The sequence below is a fragment of the Paenibacillus phyllosphaerae genome, from assembly GCF_014192105.1.
Lineage (GTDB): Bacteria > Bacillota > Bacilli > Paenibacillales > Paenibacillaceae > Paenibacillus_Z > Paenibacillus_Z phyllosphaerae.
Genome location: NZ_JACHXK010000015.1, coordinates 77,980 through 91,027 on the forward strand (window position 1 = coordinate 77,980; position 13,048 = coordinate 91,027).

Annotated in this window: 13 protein-coding genes; 11 read left to right on the forward strand and 2 right to left on the reverse strand. The window is 56.3% G+C overall.

All coding sequences use genetic code 11. The features are described from left to right. The first annotated feature begins 20 nt into the window (after positions 1-20). Positions 21-485: a nucleoside-diphosphate kinase gene (ndk, locus tag FHS18_RS24535; RefSeq protein ID WP_183603022.1), complete on the forward strand. Its 465-nt coding sequence runs from the start codon at positions 21-23 to the stop codon at positions 483-485. A 160-nt stretch (positions 486-645) separates the two neighbouring features. Here the strand turns inward: ndk and FHS18_RS24540 are convergent, their stop codons facing one another. After that, positions 646-1,287 (reverse strand): nitroreductase family protein, encoded by a 642-nt coding sequence (locus FHS18_RS24540; protein WP_183603023.1) that lies wholly within the window; start codon positions 1,285-1,287, stop codon positions 646-648. Positions 1,288-1,612: 325 nt separating this feature from the next. Here FHS18_RS24540 and FHS18_RS24545 point away from each other — a divergent pair, with 325 nt between their 5' ends. From FHS18_RS24545 to FHS18_RS24590, 10 genes are read left to right on the forward strand one after another with little or no spacing between them, the layout of a single operon-like run. Further along, entirely contained in the window at positions 1,613-2,740 is a 1,128-nt protein-coding gene (locus FHS18_RS24545) for a P-loop NTPase family protein (protein WP_183603024.1), read from the forward strand. Beyond that, on the forward strand, positions 2,643-3,938 hold the full coding sequence (locus FHS18_RS24550) for a TadA family conjugal transfer-associated ATPase (protein WP_183603025.1): 1,296 nt from the start codon (positions 2,643-2,645) through the stop codon (positions 3,936-3,938). The genes FHS18_RS24545 and FHS18_RS24550 overlap by 98 nt, the downstream gene beginning before the upstream one ends. Further along, positions 3,935-4,759 (forward strand): type II secretion system F family protein, encoded by an 825-nt coding sequence (locus FHS18_RS24555; RefSeq protein ID WP_183603026.1) that lies wholly within the window; start codon positions 3,935-3,937, stop codon positions 4,757-4,759. Before FHS18_RS24550 ends, FHS18_RS24555 begins: the two co-directional genes overlap by 4 nt. 37 nt (positions 4,760-4,796) lie before the next feature. Further along, a complete protein-coding gene (locus FHS18_RS24560; protein ID WP_183603027.1) occupies positions 4,797-5,669 on the forward strand; it encodes a type II secretion system F family protein in 873 nt (290 codons plus the stop codon). A gap of 39 nt (positions 5,670-5,708) precedes the next feature. Then, positions 5,709-5,900: a Flp1 family type IVb pilin gene (locus FHS18_RS24565; RefSeq protein ID WP_183603028.1), complete on the forward strand. Its 192-nt coding sequence runs from the start codon at positions 5,709-5,711 to the stop codon at positions 5,898-5,900. A gap of 5 nt (positions 5,901-5,905) precedes the next feature. Next, positions 5,906-6,616: a pilus assembly protein gene (locus FHS18_RS24570; RefSeq protein WP_183603029.1), complete on the forward strand. Its 711-nt coding sequence runs from the start codon at positions 5,906-5,908 to the stop codon at positions 6,614-6,616. A 31-nt stretch (positions 6,617-6,647) separates the two neighbouring features. Continuing rightward, positions 6,648-8,882: a hypothetical protein gene (locus FHS18_RS24575; protein ID WP_183603030.1), complete on the forward strand. Its 2,235-nt coding sequence runs from the start codon at positions 6,648-6,650 to the stop codon at positions 8,880-8,882. Further along, positions 8,845-9,810 carry a TadE/TadG family type IV pilus assembly protein gene (locus FHS18_RS24580; protein ID WP_183603031.1) on the forward strand — a complete coding sequence of 322 codons (966 nt, stop codon included), beginning with the start codon at positions 8,845-8,847 and terminating at the stop codon, positions 9,808-9,810. The genes FHS18_RS24575 and FHS18_RS24580 overlap by 38 nt, the downstream gene beginning before the upstream one ends. 12 nt (positions 9,811-9,822) lie before the next feature. After that, a complete protein-coding gene (locus FHS18_RS24585; RefSeq protein WP_183603032.1) occupies positions 9,823-10,338 on the forward strand; it encodes an A24 family peptidase in 516 nt (171 codons plus the stop codon). A gap of 58 nt (positions 10,339-10,396) precedes the next feature. Next, entirely contained in the window at positions 10,397-12,034 is a 1,638-nt protein-coding gene (locus FHS18_RS24590) for a DUF6382 domain-containing protein (RefSeq protein WP_183603033.1), read from the forward strand. Positions 12,035-12,134: 100 nt separating this feature from the next. On the opposite strand, the gene FHS18_RS24595 is transcribed toward FHS18_RS24590, so the two are convergent. Continuing rightward, positions 12,135-13,037, reverse strand: coding sequence for a TIGR01777 family oxidoreductase (locus FHS18_RS24595; protein WP_183603034.1), 903 nt, complete (start codon positions 13,035-13,037; stop codon positions 12,135-12,137). Positions 13,038-13,048 lie beyond the last annotated feature (11 nt).

Consider the following 13,048-nt stretch of genomic DNA (forward strand, 5'->3'; position numbering starts at 1 on the left):
CGAAAGGGGATGACCGCAAGATGGATCGCACGTTTGTGATGATTAAACCTGATGGTGTCAGACGCGGGTTGACCGGCAGCATTCTGAACAGGTTCGAGCAAAAAGGGTTCAGGCTGGCCGCGATCAAGCTGATGCATATCGACCGCTCGCTGGCAGAGCGTCATTACGCCGAACTCAAGGAGAAGCCTTTCTTCGGCGAGCTTGTGGATTATCTGACTTCCGGCGAAGTATGCGCCATGATTCTCGAAGGCGAACATGCCGTAGCGAATGCGCGATCGGTGATCGGCAAGACGAACCCGGTTGAAGCCGTACCCGGGACGATACGCGGAGATTTCGCGATGGATGTGGCCAGCAATGTGGTGCATGGCTCGGATTCGCCGGAGAGCGCTGAACGCGAGATCGGTTTATTTTTCGACGAACAGGCTGCGCTTTATCTGTTCCCGACTCCGCAAGTGGCTGCGTCCGATAACGTGGCATTCCATTAATAAGCGGTGCAACGCATACGCAAAAGAGAAGGTCGGCGCTCCGTGTGCCGGCCTTCTTGGTCTGTTACGCAAGCCATGAGGCAGGGCGGCTGGATAAGATAGCAAGCAAAAAAGCCGCCTCGGGTAAGAGACGGCTTAAAGTTAAAGCGGCTAAGATCGATTAGAACGATTCGTTGATGACCAGTTGATCCAATGGCAGACGGCCGGATGGACGCGCAGGCTGATCCGCTACGCCGATCGGAATCATCATGACCGGGAAGTAACGGTCTGGAACGTTCAATTCTTTCACGAGTGCTGCGCTGTCGAATCCGCCCATAGGAACGGTGTCGTAGCCTTTAGCTTTGGCAGCCAGCATGAGCTGCATCGAAGCCAGACCTGCATTCTTGTTCGCCTCATCGCGCGCAACGTTTGCATGGCTATACGCGCCGTCGATTTGACCGACGAGGTTATCGCGTACTTCTTGGGATACATAACCGCCTGCAACGGCAGCGTCATAAATTTCGTGGCCTGTTTTGTTCGCTTCCAGGTCGCCAAGCACGATGACGACGACGGACGCGTCGGACACTTGTTTTTGACCATAAGCGATCGGCAGTAAGCGGTCTTTGTTCGCTTGTTCTTTGACGACGACGAAACGCCATTGCTGCAGGTTCCAGCTAGAAGGCGCAGCCGCTGCCAGCGTCAAGATTTCGTTCAATGTTTCGTCTGGAATGACAACGTCGCGCTTGTAATAGCGGACGGATTGACGGGCTTTCATAACTTCTTCTGCTGTCAAAGCTTGTGTAGTTGCAGTGGATTCGCTCATTGGAATCGCTCCTTTGGTTTATGAATCATATAAGGACTAGACATCGAAGTTGATAACTAATGTATCTCTACTTACGCAAGTGTAATAAACTTTATTTAATTTAGCAACTGTTTTATTTCCGCGTGCAGACGACAATGGAACTTGAAAATTCTGGTTGACTTGTTCGACATGTCCATGGTAAATTGTGTACAAATTATTCCCGCCATTCATATCGGTTCGATTTTTGCTTACGGAAGCACCGTAAATTACGCATTCTCGCGTAGTTTATGGTGCTTTTTTTGTTTGTCTTTCATTCGTCCGTTAGCTAGGAAGGAGTTGTCCCATCATGAAAAAATTGCAGCTGCTGGTAGCCGTGAAGGAGACCGCCTATCTGGACCGGTTAGCCGACTATATCCGCCGTTCAACGTATGGAGAGCAATGGCAGCTTACCGCTTTTACGAATGTGAATTCGCTGCGTCAGTATTTGAAATCGGGCTATCCGGCGGATTTGCTTGCCGTCCATTCCTCTATGGCAAGCGAGATACGCGAAGCGGCTGGCTCAGCGCCGCTTGCTATCTTGATCTCCAGAGCCGGACAGCCGATGAGCCGACAGGAGGTTACTCAGTTCCAGCCGTTGCCGTCCTTGCTGCAGGCGCTGACCGCGGTTTATGCGTCCGGAACCGAAGCGCCATTGCCTGCAGAGATGCGAGGAGGCAGAAGGACGGTCATTGCCGCAGTCGGCAGCGCGGCTTCGGGAATCGGCCGCACGACGCTGTCGCTTCGATTGGGGCAGCAGGCGGGAACGCGAGGCGCGAATGTTTTCTACTTGAATCTGGAGCAATGGAATGGGTCGGCCGCCTGGTTCAGAGGGGAAGAGGCCGGGGATCAGCTGTCTCAGCTGTTGTATACGATTCAGGCGGAGCCTGAACGGGCGGGACAGAAACTCGCGGAATTGAAACGGCGGCACGCGGGGCTGAAGATGGACTATCTTCCCCCGAGCCCCCATGCGATGGAACGGCTGTCCATGTCTACGGAATTAACCGAGCGGCTAATTGCCGTTATAGCGGAGTGCGGACTTTACGACTTGATCGTCATCGACACGGACAATCGGATCGACGATGTAATGGCGGGAGTCCTCCATCAAGCCGATCTGATGCTGTGGCTGGCAGCTGATCATCCCGCAGCTCAGATGAAGAACAAGCTTGCGCTTCAATATGTGAAGCAGCGGTGGAGCGAGTATTATGACGCCTTCTTGGCGAAGTTCCGGGTGATTGCCATTTCGCGCTCGCCGCTTACGAAAGCGGACAGCGAGTCTGGCATGCGTCTGGAAGGGACGCTGCCTTACCCGGAAGCCGAAGAAGCGGAGCATGGCGGCAATGCGTTCTACCGCAGCGCCGTGGACCGCATTCTGGATCGTCTGCAGGTGCTCGGCAAAGGAGGTGTTCCTGCTGGAAGCAACCATACAGGCTCTTAAGTCGGACATACGCGCGCGGCTTGATCTGGAGCATGCGATGAGCGACCGGGAGTTCAGGGCACTGATCGAAGAACGGGTATTCGAATGGTGCAGAAGCCATCCCTATACCGCTGCCGAGAAGCTGCTGCTCGTCCGTCGGCTGTTCCATGCGTTCCGCGGCCTCGATATGCTTCAGCCGCTCATGGATGACAAGACGGTCACGGAGATTATGATCAACGATTACGACGAAATCTTCGTCGAGCGCTATGGGCGGATGGCGAGAGAGCCGATCGCATTCGAAAGCCGGGAGAAGCTGGAGGATCTGATCCAGAGCGTGGTCGCCGGGGTCAATCGGGTGGTCAACGAGTCGTCGCCGATCGTCGATGCGCGGTTGAAAGACGGTTCACGTGTCCATATCGTGCTCCCGCCGGTTGCGCTGAAGGGACCAACGATGACGATTCGGAAGTTTCCGGATCAGCCGCTCGCGATGGACAAGCTGATCGAATTAGGGGCGATCACGAAGGAGGCAGCCGATTTTCTAAGCCGACTCGTGAGGGCCAAATACAACATTTTTATAAGCGGAGGCACCGGATCGGGGAAAACGACGTTCCTTAACGCGCTGTCGGCGTTCATCCCGTCCGATGAGCGGATCGTCACGATTGAAGATTCCGCGGAGCTGCAGATTCGCGCTGTTCCGAATTTGGTGTCGCTAGAGACGCGCAATGCCAATACCGAAGGGCGCGGGGAAATCCCGATGCGCGAGCTGATTCGGGCTTCGCTGCGGATGCGGCCGAATCGGATTGTTGTCGGAGAGGTGCGAGGCGGCGAATCTATCGATATGCTGCAGGCCATGAATACGGGGCATGATGGATCGCTCAGTACCGGTCACGCCAACAGCGCCCGCGATATGATGGCTCGCCTCGAGACGATGGTGCTCAGCGGGGCAGAGCTGCCGGTACCGGTTATCCGCAGCCAGATCAGCTCTGCCATCGATATTGTGGTCCATCTGTCCCGGTTGCGTGACCGCAGCCGCCGCGTGACCGAGATATGCGAGATTACGGGGATTCAGGACGGTGAAGTGCGTCTGTCTCGCCTCTATCAATTCGAAGAAGAGGGAGAGCGGGAAGGGCGGGTGATCGGGGGGCTGAAGGAAACCGGTAATCGGCTGCAGCGCACATGGAAGCTTGCCATGGCCGGAATGGCGGGTGAGCTGGCATGAAGCAGCGGCAACAAAAGCTTCCCGAGCTGCTGACTTGGCTAGGATGGCCAGGACCCGTCATCCGTGATAAGCAGGCCGAGTTGCCCGTATACACGAGTTTGACTCTCATCCCTGCCCAATTCATACGGGCTGCAGCAGTAGGTGGGATGCTCATAGCGATGGCCGCTTATCTCTTCTATCATTCATTTGCTATGGCGGTACTTGCTGCGGTAGCAGGATTAATAGCTCCGCGTCGCTACCGTGACGCCTTGCTGCAGAGCAAGCGGACGCGGCTGACGCTGCAATTCAAAGAAGCGCTCTACTCGCTTACCGCCTCGCTTGCGGCAGGACGATCCGTAGAGAATGCGTTCCTTGCGGCCCGGGACGATTTGCAGCTGCTTTACCCTGACCCTGCCGCAGAGATTCGGGTGGAATTCGAGATCATCCATGCCCGATTGGCTTATGGAGAGCCGCTGGAGCACATTCTGGTCGATTTTGCGGAGCGAGCGGCGATCGAGGATATCTCTCAATTCGTCGACGTGTTCGTCATCTGCAAGCGAACCGGCGGAGACTTGGTCGAGGTGATCCGGCGGACATCCCAGACCATTGGGGAGAAGCTGGATGTTCAGCAGGAGATTGCGGTCATGGTGGCGCAGAAGCGTTTTGAAGGAAGGATCATGATGGCGGTGCCGTTCGTGTTCATGGCCTTCCTCAGCTATGCGGCACCGGATTATATGGAGCCGCTGTACAGCGGCATCGGTTACGTGATCCTGACTGGGGCTTTGATCCTCCTTGCGCTCTGCTATTGGTTAATGGCGCGAATTATGCGGATCCAGGTGTAGGTCTTCATTTACAAGACTGATGAGGAGGTAGTGTGTCTTGTGGGAAACGGGGATTGCCCTTGCGTTGACCGTTCTATGGTCTGGAGCTGTCATAAAGGCCAAATCTGTGCAGATAGGTAAGGCGGCCGGCCGCAAGGGCAAAGGCGAGCTCGCCAAGCAGCTCATGACGCTGCCTTCCCGCTATGTGCTCGAGAAGTACGGTTTGTTCGACCGGATTCAATCGCAGCTGAGCGGTCTGCATGGCCAATTAACGTCGCTGCATGGGGTGAAGTGGACCGTTGAGGATTCGAAGCTCTACGTAGCCGCGGCCGTCGGTTATGGTTATGCAGCCGCTTGCGGAGGCGCTTGGCTCAGCGTAGCCGGACAAGAATCGGCTTTCATGCTCATCGGTTTCGTCTTGGCCGTCGTCCTTCCGCTCGCCAAATGGCGGGATGCGGCCAGCAAAGCGGCAACGCGCAAGCAAGATATGCTGCTCGCGCTGCCTGAGTTGCTGAGCAAGCTGATGCTGCTGCTTGGTGCCGGAGAGACCGTGCAGGGAGCGCTTATGCGCTGCGCGGTACGCCCGCCGGAGGATCGTGCGAACCCGTTGCAGGAAGAGCTGGCGAAGACATGCGACGCGATCCGCAACGGGGAGTCTTTTTCGGTCGCGATCGAAGGTTTCAGCAGAAGATGCGCCGTTCAAGAGGTATCGCTGTTCACGACGACGCTGCTGCTCAATTACCGCAGGGGCGGCGACAAGCTGGTGCTGTCGCTCAAGGAGCTCAGCTACAGCCTGTGGGAGAAGCGCAAATCGGTAGCTCGTTCGCGCGGGGAGGAAGCTTCCTCGAAGCTGGTGTTCCCGCTTGTCGGTATTTTTGTTCTATTAATGATTCTCGTAGCTTCGCCTGCGGTGCTCTTAATGGGCCTGTAAGGCAGCATCTATCCCAATTCAATGAAGGAGTGTATGGCAATGTTGACGTTGATGAAGAAGAAGGCTGGCGCATTATGGAAGGAAGAGGACGGTCTCGGTACGTTGGAAATTATTCTGATCATCGCGGTCGTTATTATTATCGCGCTGTTGTTCAAGGATTGGATCATTGCGCTGCTCGAGAATTTGATGGGGAAAGCCGATGAACAGGCCGATCAGATCTTCGACAAATGAGGAAGTTGGCCGTACGCATTCGCAGCTGGTGGAAGGATTGGGGACGCGAGGAAGCGGGGCAGTTCTCGCTTGAATCGTCGATGGTGTATCCGGTCATCTTCACGGTGGTCATCGCCATGCTGATGTTCGGCATGTACGTCTATCAACAAGCTGCCGCTTACTATGTCGCTTCAACGTCGGCGGAACGAACGGCGTTCGCATGGAGCAACAGCCATCGGGACCCCGGCAGCGGGATCGCCCCGGTTGGCGAATACGACGGTCTGTACTGGCGGGTCGGCGACGATAGTGCGCTGCAATCATTATTCCAACTTGGCGGCAGCGGCGATGGAGCTGAGACGGTCGTTATGATCGGAGCTTCGGAGACGCCGTCGCAAGAAGAAGAGGAAACGGAATCGCTGCCTGAGCAGAAGCTGAAGAACGGTACGGCACATTTGCCAGACGTTTATGAAGGCGAAGCGGCATACCGCAACCGGGCGCTCCTGCGTACGGTGAGTGCCGGCTTCGAGGAGGAACTGTCGGTTCCGCTGTTGGAAGCTTTCGGTTTCGATTCGGTGCGCACGCAGAGCCGGGCAGTGATCGTGGAGCCGACGGAACTGATGCGCACCGTTGATCTGGTCAGATACTACGCAGCCAAATGGAGCAACCGCGCGGATGCGTCCGTTCAGCGGGCGAATGCGGCTGAAGTGCTGACGCAGAAGACGGCAGCCGCGAAGTAGAAGAACCGGCAGGTAGGCAGGAGGAATTAGCTTGAAGCGGGATACATTCCAACCAACCATACATAAGCGACGGTTGATCGGCAGTCTGCTTAGTGAAGATGGCTCGGTGTCCATTTACCTCATTATCGCTACATCGGCGATCTTCCTAGTGATGAGCGTGTTGATCGATTATGCCCGTATCGCCGCCTTCCAGAAGCAGACCGAACTTGCCGCCAAATCGGGAATACGCTCCGCGCTGTCCGCCTATGACGGGATGCTGTATAAGCGCTACGGCCTGTTCGGGGCCGGAGGTACCGACCGTAACGATATTTTTGCCGAAGCGGCTCGGCGCAATTGGAGCGAAGCTTCCGATGAGGCTTTCCAGGTGTTGAACGTTCGTTACGAATCCTCGCACATCAATAGCTACGAGACGCTGGGACGGCACGATATTATGGAACGGCAAGTTCTCGAGGACATGAAATACAAAGCGCCGATTGATTTTACCTTGGAGATCGCCTCCCGTTTCGTACCTGCGGCTTCGACGCTCCAGGAAGCGCAGACCCAGATCAAGATGCTCGAACAGGTTCGCAAGCTGTATGACAAGCGGGAGCTGCATCTGCAGAACGTATTGGAGCTGCAGAAGGTAGCTGCCGAGGCGGCCGAAGAGCCTGCGGAGTTTATCCCGTATGAGCTTCAGCATGCGGTCACGGGCGATACGGTGGCGAAGATCGTCGCGAAGTATTCTACCTATCGAGCTTGGGTCCAAGCAGAGTCGCAGCGTACGGACCCCGAGTCTCCTTCATTCGCGGCGCATATTGCGAGCTACAGGAGGGATGCCCGGACGCTGGCGAGCGATTTGGCCAATAAGAGCACGCTGGTGCTGCGGCGCCATCAGGAGCTGGAGCGTAAGGCGCTCGAGGAACTGGCCGAGGCCGATCGGCTGAATGAGCAGATGAAGCAGGTTATAGAGCAGAGCGAGCAGACGAATTCAGGAACAGGCTACGATCGGTTGGCAAAAGCGAATGTGCCTGGCGCGGCCAGCTCCTCGGCTTCGCAGGCGGACGTGTCCGGCATGCAGGAAGTGGGGCAGTCAGCGGATCAATTGCTGCTCGGCGCCGAGTGGTTCGCGTCCTACAAGCGCGAAATTTCCGAGCAGACGGTCACCTATGCCTCTTTCGATTCCGAGGCGGCGGGTTTCCAGTCCACGATGAATATCGCGCTGTCATCCAGCGGGAGTTTGGCGCTGCTGACAGAGAATGCGGCGCAGCTCCGGTTGGCGTATGAGCAATACGTGCAGCGATACGGCTTGTTGGGTTCGGCCATTATGACGCGCGCACAGGAGCTGCAGCAGCGGCAAGCCGCGGATAAGGAGCGCAAGAAGCAGGAGGCGAAGGCCGAGTCCAAACTAGGCGAGATCCGCCAGCTGCTGCATGGGATCACGACGATCCCGCAGGTAGATGAGCATCAGGAAGTTTTCGATCAGGTGAAGAATCGCTACGAGAACAACCTGGCATTCAATGAGGTAACACAGGCCGCAGCGGAGGCGGCGCTGCAGGCCGGTGATCCCCAAGAGCAAGCCGTTCAATCGATGGAGAACGCGAGCTCGATTTTTACGGGCATGGCGGATCTGCTCGATGGTGCACGGGATTCGGTCTATCTCAATGAGTACGTCATTAACCGCTTCTCGACCTTTGAGCCGCAGAAGCTGGGAGCGGTCTTCATGAACGCCGATCCTGGGGAACTTGGGCATGCCATGAGCTTAAACAATCAGGAGACGGAGTATATCCTCTATGGATTTCATAATCCGACAGGCAATATTGCGGCCGCGTTCGGCGAATTGTTCGCGATGCGGCTGGCGATTCGCACGATGGAGGGACTGATGGTCAGCAAATCGTTAGGGCATCCGCTGCTCGTGCTGGCTTCGGCGATAGTGTATGGGCTCGAGAAAACGATGGAGGATTTGCTGTCTTTTACGCGCACCGGTTCGGCACCGCTTTCCAAATACATTCCGGTCGAGGTCACGTACCGGGATTACCTGAGATTATTTATGCTGATGCATCACGACAAGGAGGAGCAGCTGGCTCGTACCATTGCAATGATCGAGCAGAATACGGGGCTGACGCTGGCCAATATGACGACAGGCGTGACAGGCGAGCTGAATGCAACAGTTAATCTGTGGTTCCTGCCCGGGGTCATGAACAGCTTTACCAAGCTTGGCTTGTTGGGCGGAAAGGTGGCCGGCAATCGTTATGAAGCTAGCAAAACGATCGGGATGTCCTACAGCTGACCGCCGCCGTAAGGGGGAGTCCGGCAGCATCGCGCTTGAGGCATCGCTTATTATGCCGATCGTCATGATGGCGATCATTCTGTTCGTATGCCTTATTCGGCTGTCGATGGTTCAAATGGCCGTTCATGGCGCAGCTTCGCAGGTGGTCAGGCAAGCGGCAGCGGGAATGTATCCGGCACAGCTTGCCGTAGAGCAGGCGGGATCCTTGCTGCCGACTTCTTCAGCAGGTTCCAATCCTGCTGTCCAGTTCGCCGCGGATGTGTTGGAGCAATCGCTGCCAGCCCCTGCAGGTCCGCTGCTCGCTGCAGTATTGCAAGGCGATTGGGCCGGAGCGGGGAATGCCGCTGCGAGCTCGATCGGTTCAGCCGTTCTGGACCCGCTCCTGCGTCAGACGATCGATGAAGGCGTCATTGATCCAGAGCGGCTATCGATCAGCGGCGTGTCCCTGCCTGATCTTGCAGGAGGTTCAGACGCATATCTGACCGTCGAATTGGACTATGTGTTCCCTCTCGGCCTGCCTTTTACGAAGCAATCCATAATTCTTAAGGAGCGGGCAACGGAACGCGTATGGCTCGCCGATTCTACTCCTGCAGCAAGAGGGGGAGCAGACGGATCGGAAGCCAACACGCTGCTTCAGGTTGTAGCATTGGAGCCCGATCCGCTTCGCCCGGGACGGCAAGCGCATTTGACGGCACGCACTGCTCCTGGAAGCACCGTATCGCTCACGGTTCAATATAAGAGCGGCACGAGCAAAGCCAAACATCTCGGCGATGCAGTGGTGGGAGCGGATGGCCTCGTGGAATGGTCCTGGCTTGTTTCAGGCAATACGACGCCTGGGGTCTGGGAGCTTGTTCTTACAGCTTCAGACGGGACGAGCATCGCGCGGCATTTTGTCGTCCAGAAGGCAGATTCGGACAAGAACGAGTGAGGAGAGAATGACATGAGTTTGGCGGTAACGAACTTGGGCGCTGCGCTTCTGTTGATGGCAGCTTTCATCAGCGACGTGAGGAGCATGAGAATTCCGAATTGGCTTACCTTGCCGGCATTGGCAGCAGGCCTGCTCTATCATGTGGTCATGGGCGGATTATCCGGTGCAACTGCCGCTCTAACCGGTGCAGGCGCTGGCTTTCTTCCATTAATGCTGCTTTATTTGCTCAAAGGCATTGGCGCTGGCGACGTGAAGCTGTTTGCCGCGTTAGGTGCCTGGGTTGGTCCGCTGCTCGTGCTGCAGACGCTTATGTATGCCATTTTGTACGCAGGCGCGGTTGGCGTCATACTCGTCCTGGCCTTGCGGCCCTTCGGGCGGCGAGTGCTGAACGGAATTGCCATTCTGGTCAGCTCCGGGATGCCGGATCGAGCACGGCAGCTGATGCACTTAAGCACAGCCAAGACGATGAAGTTCCCATTCATGTTGGCTGCATTGCCAGGCGCGCTGACGGCGTGGTACCTCGCTTGAAGGAAGCGTAAGGCATAGCGATAACGGGCCATTAGGCGTTCATAAGGAGGTAAGAGAAATGACAGCCGAGGCGCTGCGCATTGATTTTGAGATGAATCATGAACATGAGATGGTCATCTACCGGCCATCGGGGATTGCCCGATCCGAGCTGGATGAGGTGGAGGTCTGCATGCTGCAGGGGAATCTGAGGATGCCCCACCTGCTCCATGTGGACTGGACCGACCGGGACGGAATGATCACATTCCGATACCCGCTATCCGGCCGTAAGCTGCTGACGCATTGGCTACAGACGCGTTCCTGCTCGATGCGCGATTTTTACACGCTGCTCCTTATCGTCGTGGAGACGTTGGATGATTGCAAAGATTATATGCTGAGACCGGAAGGCTTCCTTCTCGACGAGCATGCGATATTCGTTGGGGAACGCTTAGAGCATGTCTCGCTCTGCTATGTACCGATCGCGAATGGGGCGGCCCATCATGGCATGAACAAGGTTTCCGATGCTTTGCTTAGTCTGGCGGTCAAATGGCTCGGGAGCGTCTCGAAGCCGGATGGCGAGGGGATGAAGCGAGTATTCCAATATTTGCGCGACGATCAAATGTCATGGCGTACGCTGCGGCAGGTGTTGTTGCAACTGATCGGCGAGTCGGTACATCCTCCGGTTGAGCGTGGGGCGACGTCTAAGGAATCTGCGGAGGTATCATCTGAAGTTGAAAGTGAGAGAAGGCTTGCTGCCGACGTCGTTCCCGAGCCAAGACATATAAACACAGGAAATGCCGGTCAACCGAGGTTTACTCTGGAACCGCCATCACGGGAAACCAGGGACACTGCCCATGTTCATGTAGCTCCATTGGCGCTAAAGGATACCCGGTCCAATATTGAGGATGATCTGCCGGCACCGTCGATTCTGACGGAAGAGGAAGAAGAGGCGCTTTACGAGGAGAAGGCGAGAATGCGTTGGATCTTCGGCGCGGGGTTCGTGATCGGAGCCGCGGTCATCTGGCGGTTCCTATATATGCCGAGCGGGACGAACAGAAGCATGCTTCTGTCAGCCGGCCTTACGCTTGTACTAGCGGCTGCGGCGATGTTCTTCTGGAAGAAGCGTTACGGGGCTTCGTCGGAAGAGCCGGAATCGATGGATTGGTCTGTGCCTGCAGATCAAGACCGGATGGTCAGCGCAGCGCCAACGTTCCCATCCGCTCCGGTGTTACAGCACTCTGCCGGCATGCCGGCCGCATTCCCGCAAGGAAGAGTTGAGCGCGCCGAGCAAGTTCTTCTGCCAGCGGCAGCACCGGTCTACTCCGACGATAAACAGCCAATGACGCAGATGATTTCTAATAATGAGGCTACCGTATGGCTAGGCGGCGGCACCGAGGAGGAGCAAGCAGTGGTAGCGAAGCGTTGGCTGATGCGGGAGTCCGATGGTCAATCCAGTAAGATTGAGGTTGGCGGCAGCGTAATGATCGGGCGTGCTACGGAGGGCGTCGATTACACCGATCCGTCGCCAGGCATCTCCCGAACTCACTTGGAGATTCAGAAGGCCGATGATATGTGGACGGCCAAAGATGTCGGCTCGCGCAATGGCAGCACGCTTAACGGGCAGGCCATGATCCCGTACAAAAGCTATGCGCTAAACGATGGCGATGTCGTTCAGCTTGCGGGCGAAAAGGGGCCGAAGTATGTGCTTCGGACGGGGTAGACGCGATGGTTTCTCCCCGAAGGCACACGAAATAGACCGTCCAGACAAATGGCAGTCTATTTCATTTGCTAAGGATTACGGGCTAGCTCCGTATACCGGCCTAGCGTCGTTGACCAACCAATTCGTTCATCGCAGCTTCGATCGTTGGGTAGCGGAAATCGAAGCCGCTGCCGAGCAGCTTGCTTGGAATTACTTGTTGCCCTTCGAGCAGCAAGGTGGACATTTCGCCGAGCACCGTTTTGAGAAGGACAGCCGGTACGGGGAACCAATGCGGTCTGCCCATCGCGTGGCTTACCGCTCTGCCGAATTGATCGTTCGTCACCGGATTCGGAGCGCTTGCATTTACAGCTCCCTTAATCTCCGGATGATCGATACAAAATAGGAGCAAGCGTGTCATATCTTCGATATGGATCCACGACATCCACTGGCTGCCGCTTCCGACTCTGCCACCGGCGAATATCCGATAAGGCAATGCCATCAACGGGAAGGCGCCGCCTTTAGTTCCGAGGACGAGGCTGACACGAACCTTCACCAGGCGTTCCACGGGAATACGATCGGCAGCCGCTTCCCATTGTTCCGTAACTTCGCCGAGATAATCGGTAAGATGAGCGGGGCTTGTCTCATCGAAGACAGCCGTGTCCGATGCTCCATAGATGGATATGCCTGAGGCGTTGACGACAGCGGCAGGTTTGTGCTTCAAGGCGCCGACAAGTGCAGCGATTTGCGAAGCTGCATCGACTCGCGAGCGGAGAATTCGTTCCTTGGCAGCCGCCGACCAACGCTGATTGATCGACTCGCCGGCGAGATTCACGATCGTCTCCACACCCTCCAACCGCTGCGGCTTCTGCTTCAGTTCATTCCAAGTGACAATATGCACGTTTGATGGGGACGGTGCTTGCTTGACTGAGCGCGAAATGATCCAGACCTCGTCGCCGCGCGAAGCCAAAGCATCCACCAGTGCTCGGCCGACAAAGCCGGTGCCGCCCGTTACCGCAATTTTCATACATGTGCTCC